This is a genomic window from uncultured Campylobacter sp. (assembly GCF_938045345.1).
Classification (GTDB): Bacteria; Campylobacterota; Campylobacteria; order Campylobacterales; family Campylobacteraceae; genus Campylobacter_B.
Window position 1 is genome coordinate 125,445 of the sequence record NZ_CALIMS010000005.1, and the last position, 26,089, is coordinate 151,533.

Annotated in this window: 22 protein-coding genes and 1 pseudogene; 14 read left to right on the top strand and 9 right to left on the bottom strand. The window is 47.6% G+C overall.

Translation table 11 applies throughout. From position 1 onward, the window contains the following. Nucleotides 1-27: 27 nt before the first annotated feature. A complete protein-coding gene (locus Q0144_RS01590; RefSeq protein ID WP_298061138.1) occupies nucleotides 28-1,134 on the top strand; it encodes an FtsW/RodA/SpoVE family cell cycle protein in 1,107 nt (368 codons plus the stop codon). A 94-nt stretch (nucleotides 1,135-1,228) separates the two neighbouring features. Here Q0144_RS01590 and Q0144_RS01595 read toward each other — a convergent pair whose 3' ends face one another. The 9 genes from Q0144_RS01595 to Q0144_RS01635 all read right to left on the bottom strand — a co-directional run bounded on the left by Q0144_RS01595 (nucleotide 1,229) and on the right by Q0144_RS01635 (nucleotide 11,521). Next, a complete protein-coding gene (locus Q0144_RS01595; RefSeq protein ID WP_298061139.1) occupies nucleotides 1,229-1,555 on the bottom strand; it encodes a hypothetical protein in 327 nt (108 codons plus the stop codon). Then, the gene (locus Q0144_RS01600) at nucleotides 1,552-2,196 is read right to left on the bottom strand and encodes a hypothetical protein (protein ID WP_298061140.1); all 645 of its coding nucleotides are present in this window, start codon (nucleotides 2,194-2,196) and stop codon (nucleotides 1,552-1,554) included. Before Q0144_RS01600 ends, Q0144_RS01595 begins: the two co-directional genes overlap by 4 nt. Nucleotides 2,197-2,851: 655 nt before the next feature. Next, nucleotides 2,852-4,690 (bottom strand): N-acetylmuramoyl-L-alanine amidase, encoded by a 1,839-nt coding sequence (locus Q0144_RS01605; protein WP_298061141.1) that lies wholly within the window; start codon nucleotides 4,688-4,690, stop codon nucleotides 2,852-2,854. Beyond that, entirely contained in the window at nucleotides 4,674-5,762 is a 1,089-nt protein-coding gene (locus Q0144_RS01610; RefSeq protein ID WP_298061142.1) for a nitronate monooxygenase, read from the bottom strand. The genes Q0144_RS01605 and Q0144_RS01610 overlap by 17 nt, the downstream gene beginning before the upstream one ends. Then, nucleotides 5,762-6,967, bottom strand: a complete 1,206-nt coding sequence (gene tyrS / locus Q0144_RS01615) for a tyrosine--tRNA ligase (protein WP_298061144.1) — start codon at nucleotides 6,965-6,967, stop codon at nucleotides 5,762-5,764. The genes Q0144_RS01610 and tyrS overlap by 1 nt, the downstream gene beginning before the upstream one ends. 14 nt (nucleotides 6,968-6,981) lie before the next feature. Beyond that, nucleotides 6,982-9,174, bottom strand: coding sequence for a RelA/SpoT family protein (locus tag Q0144_RS01620; protein WP_298061146.1), 2,193 nt, complete (start codon nucleotides 9,172-9,174; stop codon nucleotides 6,982-6,984). Continuing rightward, nucleotides 9,152-9,370: a DNA-directed RNA polymerase subunit omega gene (locus Q0144_RS01625; protein ID WP_005872285.1), complete on the bottom strand. Its 219-nt coding sequence runs from the start codon at nucleotides 9,368-9,370 to the stop codon at nucleotides 9,152-9,154. The genes Q0144_RS01620 and Q0144_RS01625 overlap by 23 nt, the downstream gene beginning before the upstream one ends. Before the next feature lie 23 nt (nucleotides 9,371-9,393). Beyond that, nucleotides 9,394-10,113 (bottom strand): UMP kinase, encoded by a 720-nt coding sequence (gene pyrH / locus Q0144_RS01630; protein WP_005872284.1) that lies wholly within the window; start codon nucleotides 10,111-10,113, stop codon nucleotides 9,394-9,396. A 64-nt stretch (nucleotides 10,114-10,177) separates the two neighbouring features. Next, the gene (locus Q0144_RS01635) at nucleotides 10,178-11,521 is read right to left on the bottom strand and encodes an apolipoprotein N-acyltransferase (RefSeq protein WP_298061147.1); all 1,344 of its coding nucleotides are present in this window, start codon (nucleotides 11,519-11,521) and stop codon (nucleotides 10,178-10,180) included. On the opposite strand from Q0144_RS01635, the gene yajC reads away from it, so the two are divergent. The 13 genes and pseudogenes from yajC to Q0144_RS01700 form a co-directional block, all read left to right on the top strand. Beyond that, the gene (gene yajC, locus Q0144_RS01640; protein ID WP_005872282.1) at nucleotides 11,497-11,769 is read left to right on the top strand and encodes a preprotein translocase subunit YajC; all 273 of its coding nucleotides are present in this window, start codon (nucleotides 11,497-11,499) and stop codon (nucleotides 11,767-11,769) included. The genes Q0144_RS01635 and yajC overlap by 25 nt on opposite strands. Then, nucleotides 11,759-13,360, top strand: coding sequence for a protein translocase subunit SecD (gene secD / locus Q0144_RS01645; RefSeq protein WP_298061148.1), 1,602 nt, complete (start codon nucleotides 11,759-11,761; stop codon nucleotides 13,358-13,360). The genes yajC and secD overlap by 11 nt, the downstream gene beginning before the upstream one ends. Then, complete coding sequence (gene secF / locus Q0144_RS01650) at nucleotides 13,347-14,315, top strand: protein translocase subunit SecF (protein ID WP_297902803.1); 969 nt, start codon at nucleotides 13,347-13,349, stop codon at nucleotides 14,313-14,315. The genes secD and secF overlap by 14 nt, the downstream gene beginning before the upstream one ends. Nucleotides 14,316-14,324: 9 nt before the next feature. After that, nucleotides 14,325-14,666: a DUF6394 family protein gene (locus tag Q0144_RS01655; RefSeq protein WP_005872279.1), complete on the top strand. Its 342-nt coding sequence runs from the start codon at nucleotides 14,325-14,327 to the stop codon at nucleotides 14,664-14,666. A gap of 9 nt (nucleotides 14,667-14,675) precedes the next feature. Next, the gene (leuS, locus tag Q0144_RS01660) at nucleotides 14,676-17,123 is read left to right on the top strand and encodes a leucine--tRNA ligase (protein WP_298061150.1); all 2,448 of its coding nucleotides are present in this window, start codon (nucleotides 14,676-14,678) and stop codon (nucleotides 17,121-17,123) included. 6 nt (nucleotides 17,124-17,129) lie between these two features. After that, entirely contained in the window at nucleotides 17,130-17,669 is a 540-nt protein-coding gene (gene lptE / locus Q0144_RS01665) for an LPS assembly lipoprotein LptE (protein WP_298061151.1), read from the top strand. Nucleotides 17,670-17,706: 37 nt separating this feature from the next. Then, nucleotides 17,707-17,880, top strand: a pseudogene (locus tag Q0144_RS10565) (bifunctional folylpolyglutamate synthase/dihydrofolate synthase); the annotation flags it as partial. Between the two features lie 1,363 nt (nucleotides 17,881-19,243). After that, nucleotides 19,244-20,137 carry a M23 family metallopeptidase gene (locus Q0144_RS01675; protein ID WP_298061155.1) on the top strand — a complete coding sequence of 298 codons (894 nt, stop codon included), beginning with the start codon at nucleotides 19,244-19,246 and terminating at the stop codon, nucleotides 20,135-20,137. Continuing rightward, a complete protein-coding gene (locus tag Q0144_RS01680; RefSeq protein WP_298061156.1) occupies nucleotides 20,137-23,097 on the top strand; it encodes a DEAD/DEAH box helicase in 2,961 nt (986 codons plus the stop codon). Before Q0144_RS01675 ends, Q0144_RS01680 begins: the two co-directional genes overlap by 1 nt. 145 nt (nucleotides 23,098-23,242) lie before the next feature. Continuing rightward, nucleotides 23,243-24,064, top strand: coding sequence for an ATP-binding protein (locus Q0144_RS01685; RefSeq protein ID WP_298061168.1), 822 nt, complete (start codon nucleotides 23,243-23,245; stop codon nucleotides 24,062-24,064). Then, entirely contained in the window at nucleotides 24,061-24,186 is a 126-nt protein-coding gene (locus Q0144_RS01690) for a hypothetical protein (RefSeq protein WP_298061157.1), read from the top strand. Before Q0144_RS01685 ends, Q0144_RS01690 begins: the two co-directional genes overlap by 4 nt. Next, nucleotides 24,183-24,881 (top strand): 3-methyladenine DNA glycosylase, encoded by a 699-nt coding sequence (locus tag Q0144_RS01695; RefSeq protein ID WP_298061159.1) that lies wholly within the window; start codon nucleotides 24,183-24,185, stop codon nucleotides 24,879-24,881. The genes Q0144_RS01690 and Q0144_RS01695 overlap by 4 nt, the downstream gene beginning before the upstream one ends. A 2-nt stretch (nucleotides 24,882-24,883) precedes the next feature. Next, nucleotides 24,884-26,089 (top strand): glycosyltransferase family 39 protein (locus Q0144_RS01700; RefSeq protein ID WP_298061160.1); only part of this gene is annotated, 1,206 nt, incomplete at its 3' end.

Sequence of the window (26,089 nt, forward strand, 5' to 3'; positions counted from 1 at the left end):
CGTCAAAATTTTAATTAGGATTAAGCGTTGTTTAAAATTGACAAAAAGATTTTAGCATATTTTGATTTCATTCAACCTTTTTTGATCGTGCCGATAGTGGTTTTTTCATACGTTTTAATAAGCGAGGCAAACGACGTGCTGTCCTCGAAGCAAGTCGTTTATTTCGGCGTCGGATTTGCCATTTTTACGCTGTTTTTTCTCTTTCCGATACGCAAATTTTTATATCTCATACCGATATTTTATTGGATCAACATCATATTGCTGCTCAGCGTCGATTTTTTCGGCGTTAGCAAGCTAGGAGCAAGGCGCTGGCTGGAGATTCCGTTCGTGCATTTTACGCTGCAGCCCAGCGAGGTGATGAAGCCCGCGTTTATCCTGATGCTGATGTATCTGATACACAAAAATCCGCCGCCGAAAAACGGCTACGGGCTCAAGGATTTTTTGCGCCTTAGCTTTTACATACTTCTGCCTTTTGTTCTGATCGCAAAAGAGCCCGATCTAGGCACCGCCGCGATACTTTTTTTGACGGGATTTGCTATTCTTTTTATCATCGGCGTCGATAAAAAAATTTGGCTTACGCTGATCATCGTTTTTGTGGCCAGCTCGCCGATTTTGTACGAAAACATGCATGATTATCAAAAAAAGCGCATCGCCGATTTCATAAGCGAGGAGCCCAATTATCAGGTAAAGCAGGCGATCATCGCTATCGGAAACGGCGGCATCTACGGCAAGGATAAGGATGAAGCGACGCAGACGCACTTTAAATTCTTGCCGATTGCGACGAGCGATTTTATCTTCGCTTATACGATCGAGCGCTTCGGCTTCGTGGGGGCTGCCGCGCTGATCGCGCTGTATGCGCTGCTGATACTGCATCTGTTGAGCCTGAACTACGATTTTAAAAACGATTATCTGATACGGGTCTTTACGAGCGCGCTTGCCTCGCTTATCTTTATCTACGCGGGCGTTAATATCTCGATGGTGGTGGGTTTCGCGCCCGTCGTAGGCGTGCCGCTGCCGTTTTTCAGCTACGGCGGCAGCAGCTTCATCACCTTTATGATCCTTTTTGGAATTTTACAAAATTTACTGACGTTTAGGATGAAGGATAACTACAAGACCTATAAGATCAGGATGTAAATTTGGCGCCGCGTGAACAGGGTAAATCGCGTGGAGCTTGGTTCTTCGCTTCGGCGGCGAAATTTTAAGCGGGGCACTAAATTTTTAAAACTCGCTACAAAATCACGCCGATGCCGAGCGTAAAGACCACCGCGAAAAAGGCGTATGTAAAGGCAAATTCCAAAGTTTGCGAATTAAAAAATCCGTAGTACAAAACGCTCGTGAAAAATCCGCCCACGAAGGCTACGGCAAAGATCCCGATCCGCGCCGCGACTGGCTTTGTGCCGCAAAATTTGTATAGATAAAAAACCCCGCAGAAGCTGATCGCAAACCAGATCATCGCAGGCATCGGCCCGCTTATGCCTATCATGCCGAAAAGATTGGCTAAATTTAAAAGCAGTAAAAATATCACCGCAAGCGCGATCAGCGCGGATTTGATCATCTATCGCGCCTTGCGTCGGGTGCGAAATTTTCAGTGCCCTGATTGAAATTTTGCGCGGAATTTTCGCCCGCGCCGCCTTCGCCCGCGCTACCGTTTGAAATTTTGAAATTTCCGTCGGAATTTTCATCAGCGCGATGCGTAGAATTTTCATCGGCGCCATCCGCGGAATTTTCACCGCGATCGTCATTAGAATTTAAAATTTCATCTTCGCTTTGAGAATTTAAAATTTCGCCGCTCTCTTTGTAGTTTTCGCTCTCGTTGCCGTCTAAATTTTTAGAGCTCTCGTCCGCAGAATTTTTATAAGCTTTGTTTGAAAATCTTTTGTGTCTGATCTGCAGATAAAAGACGAAGGCGACGAACGCCACCGCCGTGATCGCGATGTAGTAGCGGTTCTCGAAGAGCAGTACGCCCTCTACCAGCCCCGAAAACAGCGCCAGCAGCGAAGCGGTAAGAAACGGAAAGCGCACGAACTCCTTTTCGCCGATCGCTAAGGCGATGAGCGCGACGCCGAAGATCGTGGCGTTTAGCAGCGCGCCTAGGATTTTGATTTCGGCGAAAAGATTTGGATTTACGCGCGAAGTAACATAAAGCGCGAGCGCAACGGCTGCGAAAAGCAGGATCAAAAATACAATTTTTTTCATTTTGGACCTTTTAAATTTTATCTTTAAATTTACGATTCAGCTGCACCTTTAATGCACATAGAGCGCAGGCATCGGCGCGTTGCAACTATCGCGTTCGCAGCATTACGCAAATATCGCGCGTCCTGCGGACATAGCGCGAAATTTTAGGGCTGTTTTAAGTGCGACTGGCGCAATATGCACGCTTGCGGCTTAAAGCGCAATCCTAATTGTGCGGACGCGGTTTGAAAGACGGCTCGCATTAGCGCGACTAAATCGTTATTTTTGCGCGACTTAAATGCGATTTTGTCGGTAATTTTACCGTTAGCTGCACTCTCTGCGCTCGTAGCGCCAAGTCCGCGTTTAAAAATTTTACGCCAAGCTGCGCTAAAAATTCCGCGTCTAAGCCGTATACGTCCCCGGACCGCATATACCGCAAGACGCTCCGCAAAATTTACCGCCCGTAGTAAATATTTTGCACGCGAGCGAATTTTGCACCCAAGCGCCGCGCATTTTGCTTTAAATTTAGCGCGGTGGGCTTTAAATTTTAAATTTACCGCCTTCGCGCTCTGTTTATCCGCAAGATCTGTGCCGCTCGCCAAACTATATCCGCGGAGCAAATCTCGCGCCGAAATAAAATTTCATCTAGCTCGCAAAATGCGTAGCGCGTAAAATTTCATCACTTGTTTTTCTGAAAGTACGCGTCCACGCCGTTTGCGATACCTTGGGCGATGCGATCCTGATAGGCGCTTTTGCCTAAATTTTTACCCTCCTGCGGGTGCGTGATGTAGCCCATCTCCACGAGCACTGCGGGCATCGTAGCGCCCACCAGCACCCAAAATGGCGCCTCGCGCACGCCGCCGTCTCTGCTTGAAAAGCTCTTTTTGACCGAGCTTAGCATATAGCTTTGAATATCGATGGCAAGCTTGTTTGAAGAGATTATCTTCTCGCGGTTTAAGAAATTTAGGAAGGTCTGCTTCGAGAAGGTGTTCATATCCTCCAAATCGCCCCTGTTTTCGAGCGCGGCAGCGTTTTTACTGCGTTCGCTTCTAGCCGGGCTTAAGAAAAAGGTCTCCACACCGCTCATTTTAAGTGCTGAGCTAGCGTTAGGAGCGGCATTTGCGTGGATCGAAATAAACATATCAGCATTTCTTTTAGCGGCGAAAGCGGTACGCGATCGTAGATTTATAAAAACGTCGGTGCTGCGCGTATAAAGCACCTTGTAGCCGCGCTTGGTAAGCAGCGCACCGAGCTTTTTGGATGTGGCTAGCACGACATTTTTTTCCTTTAGCCCGTTTCCGACCGCGCCAGAATCGCTGCCGCCGTGACCCGGATCGATTACGATGAGTTTGCCCTTAGTGGATTTGTAAATTTTACCGGCGGCCACGGAGACCGATTTGGCGCCTTGAGATTCATCTATCGTGCTGATTTGCAGCTCGCTATCTTGCTCGCGTCCGCGCTTGCGCCCTGATTTTTGATCTTTGTTTTTTTCTGCGCGCGCGGATTTTGCGGCTTTTAAGCCTTCAGCTGTACTTAAAATCATCATATTGCCGCTAATTTCAACGTTTGCGTTGAATTCTTTCGGGTCGCTAAGTACGATGCGCACGGTCTTATCGTTGTATTGCGAGACGCGTATATCGCTAACGAAGCTATCTTTAAGCCGCGTTTTTTGTGACTTTTGCCGCGCGTTAAAATCAATCACGAAGCGAAAATTATCGCTACTTGCGATCGTAAAATCTTTATAATCGCCACGCTTTAGATCGCGGTTAAACTCAAGCACGATCTCATCCCCATCGCCACGCAGCGATTCTAGAGCGAGTTTGGCATCGAGGGCGGATTTTTTTACGCTGCTTTTGCGAAGCTCAGAATCTAATCGCTCGGTCGCAGCGCTACCTGCGGAATTCTGCGCTTGTAAGGAGTCGTCGGCTCCTGCGGAATTTTCGCTTGAGTCGCTACTATGTGCATCGTCTATTGAATTTTTTGCGTCGTCTGCGCCGCGGGGCCTAGTCGAGCGTAAAAACTCCAAATCCTCACTAGATAGCGAGCTTAGATCGGCTTCTTCTGGCGCGCGCGTCTTTTTGAGATTTTTGGAAGTGGAATTTTTTGAATTCTTAGAATTTTTAGAGGCGGAGGCTTTGGGGCTATGCGCTAAATTTGAAGCGTTTTTCTCGTCCGAGCTTTTGGAATTTTTTGCGTTTTCATCTTTGAGCTTTTTAGAATTCGTGCTGCTATCGCTTGCTTTGCCTTGTAATTTGGCTAGCGCAGATTCATAAGGCGAGGAGTCAAGCCCTAAATTTTTCGAGCTATAAACTAGCCTCTTTAGCGCTTTGATGCGGACCTCTTTATCGGACGCGCCTTGGTAGAGCGATTTTAGCTCTTTGTGCAGCGAGCGCTTGTAATTCGGCGTCGCTACGATAAAATCCTTGTCGAATTTCGCAAAAAACGCCTCACTGGAAGCTCCAAACGCCAATACGCAGCTAAAAGCTGCGATTAGAAAAATTTTAATTATCTTCGCCATTTACAAGTTTTTCTATCAATTCCTTCACGGATATTATCTCGTTTAATCGCCATCCGTTCGCACCGGTAAAAAACAGACCGCTTTGCGTTTTGCCCAGATATGCGTCGCTTAGGCGGTCGGCGATGCAGTATCCTACGGCGTTAGCGCCTTTGCCGCGCTCGCATGGGCTTACGCAGTTGCTGATACAGCGGATCTTAGGCGCCGTGCCTGCGGCGATCATATCTTGCAGATTGGTATGAATTCCTCGCGCGGGATAGCCTACGGGCGATTTTAGAAGCCGGATGTCCTCTTTTTTGGAATTAAGAAGCACCTGCTTAAATTCCTCCGCGGCGTCGCATTCAAAGGTGCCGATGAAGCGCGTACCCATCTGCACGCCGTCGGCGCCCAAAGACTTCACGCGATCGATGTCAGTTTTATCCCAAATTCCGCCTGCGACAAATAGCGGGAAGCTGCCCCATTGCGCAATCTCCGCTTTTACTTGCGGGATTAGATTATCCAGCGCAAACGCGGGATCGCCGCACTGCTCGTAGGTAAAGCCCTGATGTCCGCCGCTAAGAGGGCCTTCGAGCACTACGGAGTCGGGAATTCTGTCGTAGCGCTGCTTCCAACGCTTGGCGATGATCTTAAGAGCCTTAGCGGAGGAGACGATGGGCACGAGCGCGACGTCCGGAAAATCAGCCGTAAATTCCGGCAGATTGGTAGGGAGTCCCGCGCCGCTTATGATGATGTCGATCCCTGCCTCGCACGAATCCCTTACGATGCGCTCGTAGTCGTTCGCCGCGCACATTACGTTCATCCCCAAAGGCGCATTGCCGCAAATTTTACGGGCGTTTTGCACGATGGCAAAAAGCGCCTCCTTGCTATAAAAATTCTCGCTTTGATATGGTCTGCCATCGAGCGATTTTTTGGCAAATTTAAGATTTTCGTAGTAGCCGGTGCCGACCGAGCTAATGACGCCTAGACAGCCGTTTAGACTGACATTGCCGGCTAGCTTGTCCCAGCTGATACCAAGTCCCATGCCGCCTTGAATTATCGGGTGCGCAATCTCGTGTTTGCCTATTTTTATACTCATTAATCCACCTTTAATTTAGCGAATTTTTTCTTCCCTACTTGAAGCGTATATTCGCCCGAGCTAAGCTGAAGCTGCTCATCTAAAATTTTATTTTGATCGATACTGACGGCGTTTGATTTTATCAGCCTGCGCGCATCCGAGCTAGAGACTGCGAGCTTGCAGCTGATGAGCGCCTTTACGATCCATGCAGGCGAGCTTACGTGATATTCCTTGATCTCGCTAGGAAGCTCGCCGGCGCCGTGGACGCGGTCAAATTCCTGCTTAGCCTCAAAGGCGGTGTTTTCGTCATAAAATTGCGTGACGATCTCGGAGGCAAGCTCCTCCTTAACCGCCTTAGGATGGATCGAGCCATCCGCCACAAAGCCTTTTATTAGCTCAATATCTTCGCTGCTTTTTTGGCTTAGTAGATTATACCAATCCCACATTAACGCATCGCTGATACTCATCACCTTGCCGTACATATCATGAGGCGTATCGGTTACGCCGATGTAGTTGCCAAGGCTTTTGCTCATCTTATTCGCGCCGTCGGTACCTACCAAAAGCGGCATCATCACGACGCTTTGTTCTTTGCCGACATCATAAATTCTTTGCAGCTGGCGACCCATTAAAAGATTAAATTTCTGATCGGTGCCGCCGAATTCTATATCGCATTTCATGCAAACGCTGTCGTATCCTTGCAGCAGCGGATACATAAACTCGCTGATGCTGATCGGCTGCTCGGCCTTGTAGCGCTTCTCGAAGTCGTCGCGCTCGAGCATCCTGGCAACATTAAAAGTGCTTGATAGCTCGATCATACCGCTAGCACCCAGGCGGTTGGTCCATTCGGAATTAAACATTACCTTAGTTTTTGCGGGATTTAAAATTTTAAACACCTGCTGCTCGTAGGTTTTGGCGTTTTGAAGCACAACTTCGCGCGCTAGTTTTTTGCGAGTCTCGCTCTTGCCCGTAGGATCTCCGATTTGAGCGGTAAAATCGCCGATTAGAAACTGCACGATCGCGCCGTGGTTTTGCAAAAATGCAAGTTTATTTAGTACGACGGCGTGCCCTAGGTGTAGATCCGCAGCAGTGGGGTCCATGCCGATTTTGACGTAAAAGACCTCGCCGCTGTCGTAATAGCGCCTAATCAGTGCCTCTATTTGCTCTTCGCCGATGATCTCCGCGACGCCGCGCTTAAAATTTTCCATAATGCCTTGAATGTCAGCCATTTGCTCTCCCTTATTTAGTTTTTATATACGTCCGTAAGCGATACGAAATCCACGATTTTAAAGCGGTTTTTGAGTTTGTCTTTAATCTCCGTGGAGTCTAAATTTTCGTTTAGCTCGATGATAATCTCAAAATAATCCGACGTCGTTTCGCTATTTTCGTTAAGGCTTATCGATACTAGATCGACCTCGAGCTTGACTAAATAGTTCAAAAACGTCGCTAGCGAGCCGCGCTTGTTTTCTAAATTTAATATGATCTTGTAGCGGTGCGGCGCATTACGCGTCCATTTTACGAAGATCATCTCATCGGTTTTGATTAGCTCGCTTGCACGTTCGCACAGCTTGTGATGCACCGTTACGCCATGTCCGTTGCGAAAGCCGATGATGTCGTCGCCACGCTTTGGGTTGCAGCAGTAATCAAACTCAACCTCGTCGATTTTAAAATTTGAATACACCACGATGTTGTCAAATTTTTGCTTCTCGATCTCATACTTGCTGCGAAATTTCATATTGAAAAATTTCTCTTTGAGCGGGTATTTTTTCAGCGCGTTTACGACGTCTTTTAAAAATACCGAGTCATAGGCAACTTTACCGATCTTTTTGCTTAAATTTTCTTTTTCGAGCCAGCTTAGAATGCTCTCCTTGCTCGTCGTAAAGATCGCGCATAAAATTTTAATCGCTACTTCAAAATTTATATCTCTGATCTTTTGCTTGCAAAATGCCTTTATCGTCGCGCGCGCCTTGCCGGTTTTTACAGAGCTTAGCCAGCTGCAGCGGTAGTGTGGCTCGCTTCCAGTGATGATATGAACGATATCTCCGTTTTTAAGCTCCGTAAGAAGCGGCACCTTGACGCGGTTTATAAAGGCCTCGGTCGCTTTTAAGCCCACTTGAGAGTGTATCTCATAGGCGTAATCAAGCGCCGTAGCACCGCGCGGCAATGTAAAAATTCCGCCCTTGGGCGAATACACGGCGATATCTTCTACGTAGAGGCTGTCTTTAGCGTATTCGTAAAGATCCTCGGCGTTGGCGTCGTCCTCTTCCTGCATGCCGATGTCGTTTAGCCAATCGAGCTTCGGATTGATCGAGCCGCTATATTTATATTTCCAGTGAGCGGCGACACCGAATTCTGCGGTGTTGTGCATATCGAAGGTGCGGATCTGCACCTCTACGATCATACTTTCGTTAAAGACGGTCGTGTGGATCGTCTGATATCCGTTTTGCTTCGGAAGCGCGATATAATCCTTAAAGCGCGATATGAGCGGATTAAATTTAGTATGGATGATGCCAAGAGCCAAGTAGCAATCCATCGGCTTTTGCACAATGATGCGTATAGCTAAAAGATCGAGCACCTCCTCGATCGAAATTCCTTTGCGCTGCATTTTTAAAAAGATCGAGTAGTAGTGCTTCATCCGCTTTTGGATCTCAAAGCTGCCCTCGCTAAAGCCGTTTGAAAGCATATACTCCTTGATCTTTTCGCTAAATTTGCTCAAGCTCATCTGAAGCTGCTGCTTATGCTCCTCGACGTAATCGGCGATCGCCGAGTACTCTTTAGGCATGACGTATTTGAAGCTAAGATCTTCAAGCACGTTTTTGATCGATGAAATTCCAAGCCTGTGCGCGATCGGCGCATAAACTAAAAGCGTCTCCTCGCCGATACGTTTTTGTTTATCGGGGCGAAGCGCGTCTAGGGTTAGCATATTGTGTAGCCTATCGCAGAGCTTGACTACCAAGACGCGCTGATCGTTAATGGAGATCATCAGCATCCTGCGGAAGGTAAGCGCAGTGGTGCGTAGCTTGGCGTTACTATCGCCGGATGGAGCTAATTTATCCTCTCTGATGTTTACGATTTTAGTAAGCCCTTCTACGATTTTGGCTACTTCGTCGCCGAATCTTTGTCTAACCTGCTCGATGCTGTAATCTGTATCCTCTACTACGTCGTGTAGTAGCGCAGATATCACCATCGCGTCGTCTCCACCCATAAAAGATACGAAGCAAGCTACCAAAATCGGATGGATCGCATACGGCTCGCCACTTTTGCGAAACTGCCCGTCATGCTGCGCGATGCATAAATTTATAGCATCCACCAGTAACGGAGTAGGCTCTTTTAGATTATAAAGCAGCTGCTTGGCGCTTTGAATGTCTTTGGTATCGACGACATCGTCGATGAGACTTTCTAAGAAGTTATCATTAATCCTTGTCAACGATTCCATCTAATGCGATCTTACCTTCGGCTAGTTCCAAAATTGCTATATCGGCAAATTTCATCCTGCGAGTATCTACGTTATCTATTAACGGCGGTTCGCCTGCAGCTAGCTGCTCGGCGCGTTTGCTTATCATCAAAGATAGCTTATATCGGTCTCCGCCGGTTACTTTTAAAGCCTTGGCTACAATTTGTTCGGTTCTCATCAATTCTCCTTAAATTTAAAATTTCAGTTTTTTACGATCGAGCAGGAGCTTAGATCTCCGCCATCGACGATTTTGTATAAATTTCCGCTCTTAAACATATTGCATACGATGATCGGAAGTGCATTGTCTTTAGCAAGCGCGATAGCCGTATCGTCCATCACCCTGATGTTGTCGTGCAGGGCTTGATCGTAAGTGACTTTGGAAAGCAATTTGGCGTCTTTAAATTTTTGCGGATCTTTGTCGTAGATCCCCATTACCTTCGTGGCTTTGATGATGGCGTCGGCTCCGATCTCGATAGCGCGGAGCGTACCCGCGGTATCGGTCGTGAAGAACGGATTTCCCGTGCCTGCGGCAAAGATCACGACGCGACCTTTTTCGAGGTGCCTTTTAGCGCGGCCGATGATGAAGGTCTCGCAGATCGCTTCCATTTTTATCGCGCTTTGCACGCGCACGTCCATGCCTGCGTATTCTAGTGCCTCTCTCATCGCAATTGCGTTGATGACGGTCGCTAGCATGCCCATATGATCGCCGCTGGTGCGTTTGATGATACCGCTAGCTGCGGCGCTTACGCCTCTTATGATGTTGCCGCCGCCGATTACGATGCCTACTTCGATGCCGCCCTCTACGAGCTGCTTGATCTCTTTAGCGATAAATTTTAAAATTTCGCTGTCAATCCCAAAGCCGTTCTCTCCCGCTAGCGCTTCACCCGAAAATTTTACGAGTATGCGATTGTATTTAGCCATAAATTTAGCTCCTAATAAAATTTTAAAATATTATCCAAAAGTCGTTTAAAAATAACTTTTTAGGCTATTTTAGATGATCTTTAAGGCGGTTTATCCAGATCTTTTTCGGAGCGATTATCTCGCTAGCGCTACCGTTTACGGCGTGATAGATCAATGTACCGTGTAAGCTCGCGTAGTAGCGGATTATGAGGCGCTGCAAATAGGGCTCGTAGCTCGGCACGAACCAGCCGTTATTACTGATCGCTACGACATATTTGGGCGAGCCCTCGTAAAGCTCCGCGCGCGTAGCCTCGTAGCAAACTGCGCTTCTTACGCTCTTGCCGCCAAGCTCGTAGTCGCTAAAACCGCTAGCGGTCGAAAAATCGGTCGCGCCGCCTAACAACACGCGGTTTATGAAATTTCGCGCAAATTCAGGCAGCGGCACCATTTCGCCAAACGGCACCAAAATATGCTTATCGAAGCGCTTCATTTCCCCGTTTGCAAAAAGATAGGCGCTGTTGTAAAATTTCCCGTTCTCATACGCTTCTGCACCCGCTACGATAGTAATTGCGCGCGATTTTTCCTTTAGAGCTTCAACAAGCACGTTTTCTAAATTTAGCGGCATCGCAAAGGCGCTCTCGGGCAAAATTATCGCGTCTTGTCCCGCTGCGATCGCATCATCAATCCGAGCTAAATTTGCCAACGCGGCGGATAAAATTTTATCCTTCGCCCAGATGTCATGCTGCGAAATATCGGTGTTTGCGAGTGAAATTTTAATCGGTAGCGGCTCGGCTTCTTTTTGGCTAAATTGCAGCGCGCAGATCAAAAATACCGCAAAGATCGCGGCGTTAAGCTTAGCTGCCGCGCCGCGCCCCAGTAGATACAAAACCGCGCAAAGCCCCGCTAAAATCAGAGCCAGCGCGCTAAGATCGGCTCTGAAAATTCCATGGCTTAGAAGCAGTTCAAAATTTAGCCAATCAAAGCCGAAAGGATGGATAAGCTTCAGCGCTAAAAGGCACACGGCGCGCAAAACGGGCGCGTCAAAGATCGCAAAGATGCGGAAAATAAAGGCGTAAACGAGGCAAATTCCAAGAATTTCAAGCGGGATTAAAAACGCAAGATCGAAATAGATCAGACTGAAGCTGATCCAGTGCATCCACAGCGCGCCGATAAAAAATCCGCACCAAAACCACTCCGCCTTGTTTGCTTTTAGCAGATAAAAAAGTGCCGCTATCGCAATTAGAGGCGAGAAAAATTCCGCCGCCAAAGCAGCCAAGCCGTCAAATTTAGAGCTTAAAATTTCTACGAAAATAAAATTTGAAAGCGCAAGGGCAAGAACAAAGCCTTTATTTATGTAACTTAATGTAAAATAGCTACTTTTTAAATTTCTAATGAAGGAAACACATGGAACAAGGAAACTTCTTTGCATCAATCCTGCCTATCGTCGTAATCTTTGCGATTATGTATTTTTTGATTATCAGACCGCAGCAAAAGCAGGCCAAGGATCATAAAGCGATGGTCGATGCGCTCGGCAAAGGCGATAAGATCATAACTAGCGGTGGCATAAAATGCACGGTCGTGAAAACAAACAATGATTTTATCACAGTTAAGCTTAACGATGAGGTCATGGTTGAGCTGGATAAACAATTTGTGGCAAGAAAATTAGATGAGCAGTAAAATTTCATACCGCCTGCTGATCTTTTTGGCTGCGGTTATTTTTTCGGCGATTTTTGCCGCGCCTTCGATCTTTCAGACCGAAAAGGGAAGCAAGATAAACTTGGGTTTGGATCTGCAAGGCGGCCTACATATGCTTTTGGAAGTTCAAAGCGATGAAGCGGTCGTTTCAAAGATCAAATCGATCGCTGCGAGCGTCAATTACGCCGCCAAACGCGATGATCTGCTGATGGACGGGCTAAAATTGGAAGGCGATTCGTTTGAGTTTGAAATTTTAGACGCGGACGAGGCTTCTAAATTTGATGCGATTTTGCATAGCGCCGCAAGCGGATTAGACATTCAAAAATCTGGCGAAAAATACCGCGTCACGCTGACGCCCGAGGAAGTCGAAGCGACTAAAAAATACGCGATCGAACAGGCCGTAGAAACTATCCGCAACCGCTTGGATCAATTCGGACTTGCGGAGCCGACGGTAGCAAAGCAGGGCGAGAGCTATATTTTGGTTGAGCTTCCGGGCGTCAAAAGTGCAGCGGATGAGCAGCGCGCCAAGGATCTGATCGCCAAAGCGGCCCACTTGCAGCTTATGGCGGTGGACGACGTGCGCCAAGATCGCGCGCAGACTATTAGCGCAGCGGATGCCAGAGCTTACGGCGACGTGATCTATCCCGACGTTAAAAATCCGAATTACAAGTATCTCATAAACGAAATTCCTGTCCTTGATGGCGCGATGCTAGTTGATGCGAAGGTAGCTTTCGATCAGCACACCAACCAGCCGATCATAAATTTTACGCTAAACTCTCAAGGCGCTCAAATTTTTGGCGATTTTACCGGCAAAAACGTCGGTAAGCGCCTTGCGATTGTACTTGACGGCAAGGTTTACTCCGCACCGCGCATTAACGAGCGCATCGGCGGCGGCAGCGGTCAGATCAGCGGCGGATTTAGCGTCGAGGAGGCGCACGACGTAGCGATTGCGCTTAGAAGCGGTGCGCTTTTGGCTCCTGTTAAAGTCTCAGAGACACGCAGCATCGGCCCTAGCCTAGGACAAGATAGCATCGATAAAAGTATGGCGGCGCTTAGTCTTGCAGCGGTTGCGATTTTGATCTTTATGATTTTATACTACGGCGTAGCGGGACTTTTTGCCGATATCGCGCTTACGGTCAATATCTTGTTTTTGATAGCTTGTATGGCGCTATTCGGCGCTACTTTGACGCTTCCTGGAATGGCTGGAATCGTACTAACTATCGGAATGGCGGTAGATGCGAACGTCATCATTAACGAGCGCGTTAGAGAGGTGCTAAGGACGGGAGTTTTAATCCGCCAAAGTATAAATAAAGGCTATGAAAATGCGATGAGCGCGATCGTGGATTCAAATATCACTACGCTAATTACTTCTGCTGCGCTTTATGCTTACGGCACCGGTCCGGTGAAGGGCTTTGCCGTCACGATGAGCATCGGTATCGTAGCGTCGATGATAACGGCTATTTTAGGCACTCACGGAATGTTTGAGTTAGTAATGGATAAGATGGAAAAGAGCAAAAATACCGCGCTTTGGCTCGGTTATAAAGTAAGAGGAGGCGCAAATGCAAGTGTTTGATAAGGGCAAAATTTATGATTTTATGAAATTTAGATATTTTACTTTTGCGCTTTCTGCTGTTTTGATAATAGGCTCTATTGCGCTATTTTTCATTAAGGGCATTAATTACGGCATCGATTTTAGCGGCGGTACACTCATTCAGGTTAAATACGACGCTAAAGCACCGCTTGATGAGATCAGAAAACGCTTCGAGGCGGCAAATTTAGGCAATATCAACGTTACGGAATTCGGTAGCGATCAAGAAGTTACGATTAGATATTCAGGCGCTGCGAGTGAACTGGGCGATAATCCCGCCTTGGCGGCGCAAAAAATTTTACAAGGTAGTGGAAACTTCGACATTCGCAAGGTCGATATCGTAGGTCCTAAAGTCGGCGAGGAGCTTCGCACAAACGGAATTTTAGCGGTATGTGTGTCGTTTGCGCTCATTTTGGTTTATATCACCCTGCGGTTTGAGTGGAGATTTGCGGTCGCCGCAGTGCTATCGGATCTGCACGACGTCGTAGTTGCCGTAGGTGCGATGATTTTAGCCGGTGTGGATTTCAACCTTGAAATTCTAGCTGCACTACTAACCATAATGGGCTACTCGCTAAACGACACCATCGTTGTTTTCGATAGAATTCGAGAAGGTGTAAAAGATAGTAAATCGATTAAGCTTGATGAGGTTATAAACGAATCGATCTCTCACACGCTATCGCGCACGCTGCTTACTTCGCTTACTACTCTCATCGTCATCGTGATTTTATTCGTCTGGGGCGGAGAGATGATCCACGGCTTTAGCTTCGTGATGCTAATAGGCGTCATAGCAGGAACTTTCAGCTCTGTATTCGTAGCTGCTCCGATGCTGATTTTGTTTAAATTTAACGTTGAAAAGTACCGCGCGTTTTTGGCTGAAAAACAGCGCCGTATCAAAGAGAAAGAAAAGAATCGCGCCATGTATGAAAAAGGCACGGTGTAAGGATAAAAGATGAACTGGGGAAGGGTAATTTACATATTTTTTGCGCTGATGAGTATGACTACGATAGGCGGGTTTTTGTATGAGAAGAATGAAATTTTACTTTTCATAGCAACCAGCGTGAATGCAGTCTCGACGCTTTTGAAGGTAGGCGTGCGAAATATGCTAGCAGCTGAGCTTTTTGCAAGCTCGCTCGTAGCGGATCTGCATCTCATACCGGCGTTCGTTTTGATTGTAGTAGCGCCGGGAGATCTGTCGATCGTGACCTCGCTTGCGATCGGCGCGCTACTTGCAAACTTTTTCTCGCTAATTTTAATAGCGATTGAGTCAGCAAAAACTAAAGACGAATTCTAGGAGCGCAAAATGCCTTACGATAGTAAAAGTATTGAGCTTAAATGGCAGAAAATTTGGGATAAAGAGGGAGTTTTTGAGCCTAAGGACGATTATAGCCTGCCTAAAAAATATATCCTTTCGATGTTTCCCTACCCAAGCGGCCGCATCCACATGGGGCACGTGCGAAACTATAGCATCGGCGACGCACTGAGTCGCTATTATAGGCTGCGCGGATACAACGTGCTTCAGCCGATCGGCTTTGATAGCTTCGGAATGCCTGCGGAAAATGCGGCGATCAAACACGGCATTCACCCTAAAACTTGGACTTACGAAAATATCGATTATATGAAAAATGAGCTGCACCGCCTGGGTTTTAGCTTTTCGGCTCGCCGTATGCTCGCTACCTCCGATCCGCTTTATACGCGCTGGGAGCAGGAATTTTTCATCAAACTTTTTGAAAAAGGACTCATCTACAGAAAAAGCGCCGTGGTAAATTGGTGCGAGCACGATCAGACGGTTCTTGCCAACGAGCAGGTTGAGGAGGGCAGGTGCTGGCGCTGCGGCAATGAGGTCGTGCAAAAGCAGATGCCTGGCTACTACCTAAAAATCACCGCCTACGCGCAGGAGCTTTTGGATTGCCTAAAACAGCTTGAGGGCAAGTGGCCCGCTCAGGTGCTTACGATGCAGGAAAACTGGATCGGACGCAGCGAGGGTTTGGAATTTAGCTTTAAATTTGACGAGCAAAGCAGCGCCAAACTTGGCGGCATCGAGGGCTTTAAGGTCTTTACGACGCGCCCCGATACGATCTATGGCATGAGCTACGCGGCGCTTGCGCCGGAACACGAGGTTGTAAAGAGGCTTTTGGATGAAGGCTTACTCGACGTGGAAGCTACGGCGAAGGTGAGAGAAATTTTAAATCAAAGCCCGCGCGAGCGCCAAGCAAGCGATAAAGACGGCGTGAGCCTCGGAATCAGCGTGCTTCATCCGCTAAACGGCAAAAAGATCCCCGTTTGGACCGCAAATTTCGTCCTAGCAGAATACGGCGGCGGCGCGGTTATGGCGGTGCCTGCGCACGATGAGAGAGACTTCGAGTTTGCGAAGAAATTTAACCTGCCGATCATTCAAAGCATCGTTCCAAAAAGCGGCGATTGCGACGCTAGCAAAGCTTACGTAGAGAGCGGAGTTTTGGTAAATTCCGAAGAGTTTAGCGGCATGGATAGCGAGAGGGCAAAAAGCGCCGTCATCTCAAAATTTGAAGAGCTAGGGCTTGGGCGTCGCGTGGTAAATTTTAAACTGCGCGATTGGGGAGTGAGCCGCCAGCGCTACTGGGGCGCGCCGATCCCGATGATCCACTGCCCAAAATGCGGGCTCGTAAGCGAAGAAATTTCAAATCTGCCCGTAGAGCTTCCGCAGGATATTAAGATCACTGGCAAAGGCAATCCGCTAGACGCGCATCCTAGCTGGAAGTTTTGCAAATGCCCTAAATGCGGCGGCGACGCGGTGCGCGAGACCGATACGCTCGATACATTTTTTGAAAGCTCGTGGTACTTCGCGCGCTACGCAAGCGACGAGCGGACGTGGCGGCAGCGAGCGTTTGACGAGCAAAGCGTGAACTACTGGATGAACGTCGATCAGTATATCGGCGGCATTGAGCACGCGATTTTGCACCTTTTATATGCGAGATTTTTCCAAAAGGCTCTTCGCGACATAGGCTATCTGCGCGATAGCGAGCCGTTTGAGCGGCTGCTAACCCAGGGTATGGTGCTAAAAGATGGCGCAAAGATGAGCAAAAGCAAGGGAAATACCGTCGATCCCGATGATATTATCGAGAGATACGGCGCCGATACGGCGAGACTTTTTATACTTTTTGCCGCGCCTCCTCAAAAGGAGCTTGAGTGGAACGACAGCGCGGTAGAGGGCGCGTATAAATTTCTTAGCCGCCTCTACGATCGCGCCGAAAATGCTTATGCTACTGATAAAATTCCGCAGATCGACCACGCCGCTTTAAACAAAGAGGAAAAATACGCCCGCCTCAAAGTTTACGAGGCGCTTAAGAAATCACAGCAGGTTTATGAGAGCAGCTTTGCTTTTAATACCCTAATCGCCGCGTGTATGGAGGCGCTAAACGCCCTAAACGCGCAGAGCAACAAAGACGTATTCACCGAGGGTTACTTTGTGATTTTAAACCTGCTCGAGCCTATCGTGCCGCACATCTGCGCCGAGCTTAGCGAGAAGCTGTTTAAGAGGCAGAATTTCGGCGAACTGCGAGTTTGCGAAGAGGTATTCGAAAGCGATACTATTAAACTTGCCGTCACGATTAACGGCAAAAAACGCGCCGAGTTTGAAGCGGATGCAGGCCTAAGCGAGGGCGAAATTTTGAGCCTTGCGAAGCAAAACTGCGCTAAATGGCTAGAGGGCAAGAGCATCGTAAAAGAAATTTACGTCAAAAACAAGCTCGTAAATTTGGTGGTAAAGTAGGCGAAGATGAGAAAAGCTTTAACCATTTTTTGTTTGATTTTTTTAATCGGCTGCGGCTACAAGCCCGTTTCAAGGATTGCAAAAGAGACGATGAGTGGAAGCGTATTTGTGGATGTGATGATGAGCAAGACCGATCCGCAAAACACTGTCGCGATCAAAGATGCGATCAGGCAGGGTATAGTTCAGCGCCTAGGGATGAGCCTTTCGGATAAAAACTCGGCGCAGACGATTGTAGTAGCGAGCATAAAAAGCCTAAGCTTTAGCGAGCTTTCATACGATCAGTTCGGCTACGTCACTAGCTACCGCGCAAATCTCATCGTAAATTTTAGCACCAAGCTTAAAAACGGCGAGGTTTTCAGCAAGGATTGCGTGGGCGATTACGATTTTAAAGTTAGCCGCCTAGTCAAAAATAGCTACGATACGAGCTCGATCATTAGCGATAAGGACCGCTACAAGGCGATCGAAAATGCCTCCGCGCAGGCGTTTGACGAGTTTATTTCGGCGCTTGCGATTAGGGGATTCAGACTTGAGCGGGCACAGCATTAAAGAATTTTTGCAAAATCGCCCGATTTATTACAAAAAAATCGACTATGAGCGCTTCCCACGGGCGTATGCTGCCATTAAAGATAAAATTCCGCTCAAAAACGTCATCCAGATCATCGGCACCAATGGTAAGGGCAGCACCGGGCGGTTTTTGGCTAATGCGATCGCCGCAGCGGGCTTTAACGTCGGGCACTACACCAGCCCGCATGTTTTTAGGCTCAACGAGCGCATCTATCTAGGCGGACGCATCGCGCAAAGCCCTGTTTTTGCGTTAAATTCAGGCGCTTCAAATTTTAAAAACGAGCAAAATTCCGCTTCGGCGTCAAATTTTACGGAAAAACAAAATTCCGCAAAGATGCAAAATTTTGCGAGCAGAGAAAATTCCGCCTCTCAAATTTCTATTTCTAATTTGCAAAATTCCATCACGCAGGATTTGCATAGCAAGCAGAATTCCGCCCTGCAAAGCTTCGTTTCTACCACACGAAATTTTTGTAGCGAGCAGAATTTTATCGGGCGAAATTCCATAGATACGCAAAATTCTGCTTCTACACAAAATTTATGGAATTCTCAAGATCTCAAATTGCCGTCTGGGCAAAATTTCAAATTCTCGCCGGAGCAAAATTTTAAATCCGCTCAAAGCTCGCTTCCCATTTCGCTAGGGCGCGATGCTACGGATGAGGAGCTTGATTTCGCGCATGAGTTTTTGCAAGAGAGCTTGCCCGCGGAGTTTAAAGATAGCCTGTCGTATTTTGAGTATCTCACTCTTGCGGCGGCAGTGCTTTTTAGGGATTGCGATTACTGCGTGATCGAGGCGGGGATGGGCGGCGAGTTTGACGCTACGTCGAGCTTCGGGCGCATGCTGTCGCTTTTTACACCGATCGGCACCGATCATTTGGGCATGCTAGGACAAAATCTAGAGCAGATCGCCCACACCAAGCTCATTACGATGGATAAGGAGGCGATTTTAAGCGATGAGATGAGCGAGGTTCCGCTTCGTATCGCAAGGCAGATCGCAGAGCAAAAAGGAACTCATTTGAGGTTTGCAACAGAGCTTTTAAGCAAGAGCGAGCAAGCGCAGATCGCGGAGTTTTGCGCGCACAATAATATGCCTAAATTTCAAATTTCAAATTTAGCCCTAGCGCTTGCTGCGATGAAATTTTTAAATTTGAAATTTGAAATTTCACAGCTGCTGCCTCTAAATTTACGCGGCAGGATGGAAGTTTTGGCGCCAAATTTACGCGTGGATGTCGGACACAACGAGCTTGCGGCACAGCAAATCGCCCGCGAAATTACCGAAATCTACGGGGGCAGAAAGATCGTGTTGATTTACAACGCTTTTGCCGATAAAGACGTAGCCGCGGTGCTACGGACTTTAGCACCCGTGATAGAGCGCGTAGAGATCTTTAACTACGAGGTTGCGGATCGCGAAATGGCGGCAGAGGCGATAATCCGTGCGCTTGACGCGCTTAAAATTCGGCATTCGCCGTTTCGTGGTGAGCTTAGAGCGGACGAGGAGTATTTGGTTTTTGGCTCGTTTCATTTGGTAGAAAATTTCATTTTATGGCTTGAGGCGCGCCGTGGCTAAAACTAAACTCACCCTAAGCGATCACTTCGGCACCAAGACGCTGTATTTTGGCGAAAATTTTAGATTTCAACTTAAAATTTTATCCGCGTTTTTTGTAATTTTTCTGCTCGTTCTGTTTTTTGCGATCTTTAAACTCGCGAGCGACCGATCAAATTTAAAGGAGCTAAACAAAACCCTATACGCCGAAAATCTCGCGCTAAAAGAGCAAAATATCGCGCTTGAGAGCAAAAATGAGGAGGTGCTTGCCAAGCTGGACGGACGCGAGGACGATGGAGGGGGGCTGGATAGTGATATCCAGGTAATGCTTGCGATGAATGAGATGAAAAAGGAGCGCAAAAAGGGCTCCGGCGCGCACATCGCAGCTAGCGAAAAAACGGCGAGCGCGATTCTTAGCGCTGTGCCTAACGGACTTCCGATGCAGTATCGCGGCGTTACTAGCCCTTTTGGGATGCGCACTCATCCAATCAGCGGCGTTATGAGGATGCACCACGGCATCGACTTGCGAGCGAGCGAGGGCACTCCGGTGTTTGCGACGGCAGAGGGCTTCGTGCAGTTTGCAGGTGGCAGTGGTAGCGGATATGGAATTTTGGTGATTCTATCGCACAATTACGGTTTTGAGACTCGCTACGGCCACCTTAGCTCCGCGGTCGTAACGCCCGGTTCTTGGGTTAAAAAGGGCGATCTTATCGGCTATAGCGGTAACACCGGCTATAGCACCGGTCCACACCTGCATTACGAAGTTAGGTTTTTGGCTCAAAGCGTCGATCCTGCAAATTTTATGAGCTGGAACGCGCAGAATTTCAAAAATATCTCGACCTTGGAGCCTAACGTATCGTGGCAGGAGATCGCAAACGTCGTGCAGCACCAGATCGAAAGGTTTAAATAATGCAAGCCGAGGTTTACGAATACTTTTTGCAAAACCAAAAAGAGCTTTTGATCTGCGAGGACGATAAAGAGGCTGCGGCGTGCGAGCAGGTGCTTAAATTTATGGGCTACGCGACCTTTTACCTGCCCGATTTTAGAGCGAGCTTCGGCGAGGATCTGCGCAGCTACATGGGTGAGCTTGCGGGTATCAGCACCGCTCTTAGCGCGTTTTACAAAGCAAGCGGCAAAAAAATTTTAATCTCGCCCGTCCGCACGATCCTAAATAAACTCCCCGCCGCAAGCCATCTGCGCCCGCTAAATTTAAAATTGGGGGCTGAGTTAAACTTAAGCGAGCTGAAAGATGAAATTTTACGCCTGGGATACGACGTGCGCGACATCGTCGAAAGTATGGGCGAGGTTAGCTTCCGTGGCGAGGTCATCGATATTTTTTCGGTAGGGAGCGAAAGCGCGGTTAGAATTCTACTCGACGGCGAGAGGGTTGAGAGTATCAGGCGCTTTGACGTTGCGACGCAAAAAAGCGAAAAAGATGAGCTTGCGCAGACCGAGATAGCGCCGTTTTTGGCAAATTTAAGCGAGGACGAGTTTGAAAGCGTGAGCGAAAAGATATCGCGCGCGGATAGCGACGCGCTAGCGCGCGATCTGGGCTCACTCGGGTTTTGGTTCATCGAGGGCTTCGTAGATTACACGAGCGCGTTTGATTGCGTCTTGCTGCACGAGATCAAAAAGGATGAAATTTTTTCCGAGCGCAATTTGGATTTTTTAGACGCGATCGAGGTACTGCCCGCGGCGCGTAAATTTAAAGACCTCGCCGTGACGCCGTCGCAGGAATTTTTTGAATTTCACCACAGCGAGGCTATCACGCTAATCGCGCGAAACGACGCGCTGCTCGCGCCGTTTGATCTTAGCGGATTTAGCAATATCGAAATTTTACGCGAGAATTTCGTCGTAAATTTAATAAGCGCCGAGCGGATCATCCTTTCGCTAAACAAAGCGGCGCCTAAAAAGCGCGTGCGAAGATCGAGCCTGGCTCTGGATGAGCTAAACGTGGGCGATTTTGTCGTTCACGAAGATCACGGTATCGCTAAATTTAACGGGCTTGAGCTCATCGAGGTGATGGGGCGCAGCAAGGAGTTCGTATCCCTGCTCTACGAGGGCGGCGACAAGCTGCTGCTGCCGGTAGAGTATCTAAACAAGATCGATCGCTACGTAGCAAGCGGTGGCGCAGTGAGCTTGGATCATCTGGGCAGGGCGAGCTTTTGCAAAATCAAAGAGCGAGTGCGCGAAAAGCTCTTCGCGATCGCTTCAAAGATCATCGCACTGGCGGCAAAGCGCGAGCTGGTGCGGGGGCTCGTCATAAAAAACGAAAGCGCGGATTATGCGAAATTTCTAAGCGCAAGCGGCTTTAGCTACACGAGCGATCAGCAAAAGGCGGTGGACGCGATTTTGGCGGATCTACAAAGCGGCAAGGTGATGGATCGCTTGCTTAGCGGCGATGTGGGTTTTGGAAAGACCGAGGTTGCGATGAATGCGATATTTGCCTGCATCCGCAGCGGTCATTCGGTGCTGTTTTTCGTACCTACGACGCTACTTAGCTCGCAGCATTACGCCACGCTTAGCGAGCGTTTTAGGGAGTTTGAAATTCCCGTTTTCAAGCTCGATCGCTTTAGCAGCGCGAGGCAAAAGAGTGAAATTTTAAAGCGTCTGCAAAGCGGCGAGGCGATCGTCGTGGTCGGGACGCACTCGCTTTTAAATTTAAACCCCGCAAATTTAGGGCTTATAATCATCGATGAGGAGCATAAATTCGGCGTTAAGCAAAAGGAGCGGCTCAAAGAGAAAAGCGCCACCTCGCACCTGCTTAGTATGTCTGCAACGCCGATACCGCGCAGCCTGAATATGGCGCTAAGCTCGATTAAAAGCTACTCTACGCTGCTTAGTCCGCCGCAGGACCGCCTGGACGTGCGCACCTTCGTCAAGCAGTGGGACGAAAAGATCATAAAAGAGGCGATCTCGCGCGAGTTGCGACGCGGCGGGCAGATTTTTTACGTCCATAACCACATCGCGACGATGCAAAGCGCCAAAAAGAAGCTGCTTGAAATTTTGCCGAGCCTTAAAATTTTAATTCTACACTCCAAGATCGACGCTAAAACTACGGAGGATGAAATTTTAAAATTTGTAGCGGGCGGATACGATCTACTGCTTTGCACCAGCATCGTAGAAAGCGGCATTCATATGCCGCGCGTAAATACGATCATCGTCGAAAACGCCGATAAATTCGGTATCGCCGATCTGCACCAGCTGCGCGGTCGCGTCGGGCGCAGCAATAAGCAGGGCTTTTGCTACTTTTTGATCGAGGATAAAACCGCTCTTACGCAGGACGCGCTAAAACGGCTCGTAGCGCTTGAGAGCAACTCATTTTTGGGTAGCGGCTCGGTGCTGGCGTATCACGATCTGGAGATTCGCGGCGGCGGAAACCTGCTTGGAGAGGCGCAGAGCGGGCATATCGAAGCGATCGGCTACTCGCTTTATCTAAAGATGCTCGAAGAGGAGATCGGCAAGCTGCTAAGCAGAAAGAGCGCCACTGCGAGCGTGGAGCTTAAAATTTCGGTAAACGCCTTTTTGAACTCGGAATTTATCAGAGAGGATCGCCTGCGCTTGGATCTTTACAGGCGGCTTAGCAAGTGCGCCGAGGCGGGCGAAGTGCTTGAAATTTTCGGCGAGATCGAGGACCGCTTCGGGCGCGCGGACATTTACACTAAGCAATTTATCGACGTGATGATGATTAAGGTTTTGGCTACGAAGCTTGGCTTGCGCGTGATTTCGAGCATGGACGAAAATATCTTAATCACTCTTGCAAATGGCGATAAGGTGCGATTAAAGGCACAGACGCGCGACGATGACGACGTGATAAGCGAAATTTTGATCTATCTGCGAAGGGAGCTAAAAAATGCGAACTTGCGATGAGAATATCAAAAAAAGCGGGAGCAAAAGCGGGAGCGAAGATTTAAATTTGGACGCGGCGAGCGGTTTAAATTTAGCGCCGCAGGCCGTCCTAAAAAGCGCGCAAAGCGGCGCCCGCGAACAAATTTACTTTAGCGATTTTAGCGCGATTGATTGGCATGCGGCACAGGTCGCCGTATTTCGCGCGAATAAAAAGGCGCTAAAAATCGTTCGTGATATCGATTTCACGGGTATTGACGCGCTTGTGGGGCTAGAGAGCCAAAAATCGGCTCTTATAAAAAACACGGACGCCTTCCTGCGCGGCTGCAGCGCCAACCACGCACTACTATGGGGCGAGAGCGGCTGCGGCAAATCAAGCCTTGCGAAGGCGGTTTTTTCTAAATTTATCCCGCAAGGTCTTAAGATCATCGAGATCGGCAGGGATGATCTGGGCTATCTCGTGGAGATAATCGACGCGGTTCGCGAAACAAATTTTAAATTTATCATCTTTTGCGACGATTTGAGCTTCGAGCTCGGCGAGAGCGGTTACAAGCACCTAAAACCGCTGCTTGAAGGATCCTTAGAGCGCGCGCCGCGCAACGTGCTGATGTATGCGACGTCCAACCGCCGCCACATCGTAGGCGAATGCGCAAGCGATAACGACGCCGCGCAGATCAGCCGCGGCGAGCTGCATCTAAGCGACGCGGCGAACGAGCGAATCAGCCTTAGCGAGCGCTTTGGGCTGCAGCTAAGCTTTTACGGCGGGAGCATGGGGGAGTATTTAGGGATCGTAGATGCCTATTTTGCGGCTGCGCAAGGTATGAGCGTGGCGGAATTTCGCTTGAGCTTTGCTGCAAATTTAGACGCGCTGCACGCAAAGGCGCGGGAGTTTGCGATGCTTCGCACAAGCCGCAGCGGCCGCGCAGCAAAGCAATTTTTCTTGAGCTTTGGCGAGGAATTTTTTGCAAATTTAAAAGGCGGCGGCAGATGAATACGGCACGCGAATTTAAATTTGGCGTAAATTTTATCGCGGTAGCGAAATACGTGCGACAAACTGCCGCTACTGCGCGAAATTTTAAAAACGCTGCTAGAAATTTCGGAGGCGCGAAATGAGCGCGACCGAGCTTTTTATCGCGCTTTTTCACGCCGTGAAAATCAAGGATTTTCGCTGGTGGCCAGGGTTCGGAAGCTTTGAGGTGGTCGTGGGGGCGATTTTGATCCAAAATACGGCGTGGCGCAATGCAGACGCGGCACTGCAAAACCTGCGCAGCAAGGGGCTTTTGAGCTTAGAGGGGATTGCCGGGTTAGACGAAGCGGAGCTTGCGGAGATCATTAAAGTAAGCGGATTTTATAATCAAAAAGCTAGGCGCCTAAGCTTGCTTTGCAAAGTGATAATCGCGGATTTTGGAGACTTTGAGAGCTTTAAAGCGGGCGTTAGCCGCGAGTGGCTGCTAGCGCGCAAGGGGATCGGTGCGGAGAGCTGCGATGCGATCCTGTGCTATGCGTGCGAGCGCGCGGTGATGGTTGCGGACAGCTATTCGGCGCGGCTGCTGGGCGCTTTAGGCTATGAGTTTGAAAGCTACGACGAGCTTAGCGCGTGGTTAGGCGAGCTAGAATTTGAGCGGATCTACGAGTTTGTAAATTCCGCCAACTCTCCTTGCGATGCGGCGGCAAAAGCAGGGAAGCTGGAGAACGAAAACGGCGTGTATGCGCTATTTCACGGGCTCATAGTGGAATTTTGCAAAGCGCATTTGAAAGGTAAAATTTTCGACGAGAACGCGAAAATGATTTTAAATGATTTGAGGTAAATATGTTTAACACTAAAATTTTAGAAAATTTGATGGTTGCTTTTTGCTTTTGTATAACGCTTGCGTTACATTTACTGATATTTAACCATTACTTCTCACTCCAAGAAGGCTGGTGGGAAACCTATGCTTATTTAGTAAATAAAGGAGAAGTGATCAATAAAGATTTTTATCTAGCATGGACTCCGTTATTTGTATATATAAATGCCTTTTATCAAAAAATATTTGGGATAAATTTCTTTGCATTTGCCTGCATCGGCGTAGTAGCCGCAATGATACAGGTAATCTTATTGTATTTGGTTTTAAGAGAATTTTTTTCTAAAACAAGCAGCGCCGTGGCTGCACTTTTTGCGACATTTTTAAATATAAATAGCGGCACCTATATCGCCAAAGATTATCATACATACGTATATATTACAGAATTTTTGACATTGCTATTTTTTATAAAATATATCAAAAATTACAATTCTAATATGGGTAGAATTTATCATATAATTGGAATTTTGTTTTGTATTTTATTGTTTTTCATTAAACAAAATGTGGGTTTGGTTCTTTTTGCTAGTTTGTTTGTCGCATATGCTTTTGTTGCTACAAGTTTTAAAGATTATATAAAAAGAATCGGTTTTTTACTCATTACCTCTGCTATATTTTTTACTATTATGAATTTTGTCATTCCTTTTAATTTATCTTCTATAACAGAAAATGATTCCAAAGGCAGCTTTTTCGCTATGGCTACTAGATTTATCACATATCCTTTAAATCAAACGATACTAAAAAACTCACTTATTGTATCGATAGCTGTACTCATCTTATATGTTATAAGATCAAAAATAGCGGAAATTTATACTAATTTATATGAAAAAGCTATAGCCAAAACTACAAGAGAATTTCGTATATTAATGCTTGTAATATTACATATAATTTTAATATATTGTATGTTTATTAAGATGAGCGGTAGCGGGATAGAAATAAAGAATTTTATATCTCTTTCAATAGGTATTATTCTATTTTTGCTGTATATATGTTTCAAGAGGAACGATGTAATTGGCAATTCATCAAAGATATATGCCTTTATGATTGTAGCCATGGCCGCCATATCTTATTCGGGTACTTTGGCTGATGCTTTTACGGCGAGTGGTAATATGATATGTATAGCTTTTGCCAGCGCATTTATTATAAATATAAGTAGATTAAGACAAATAAAATACATT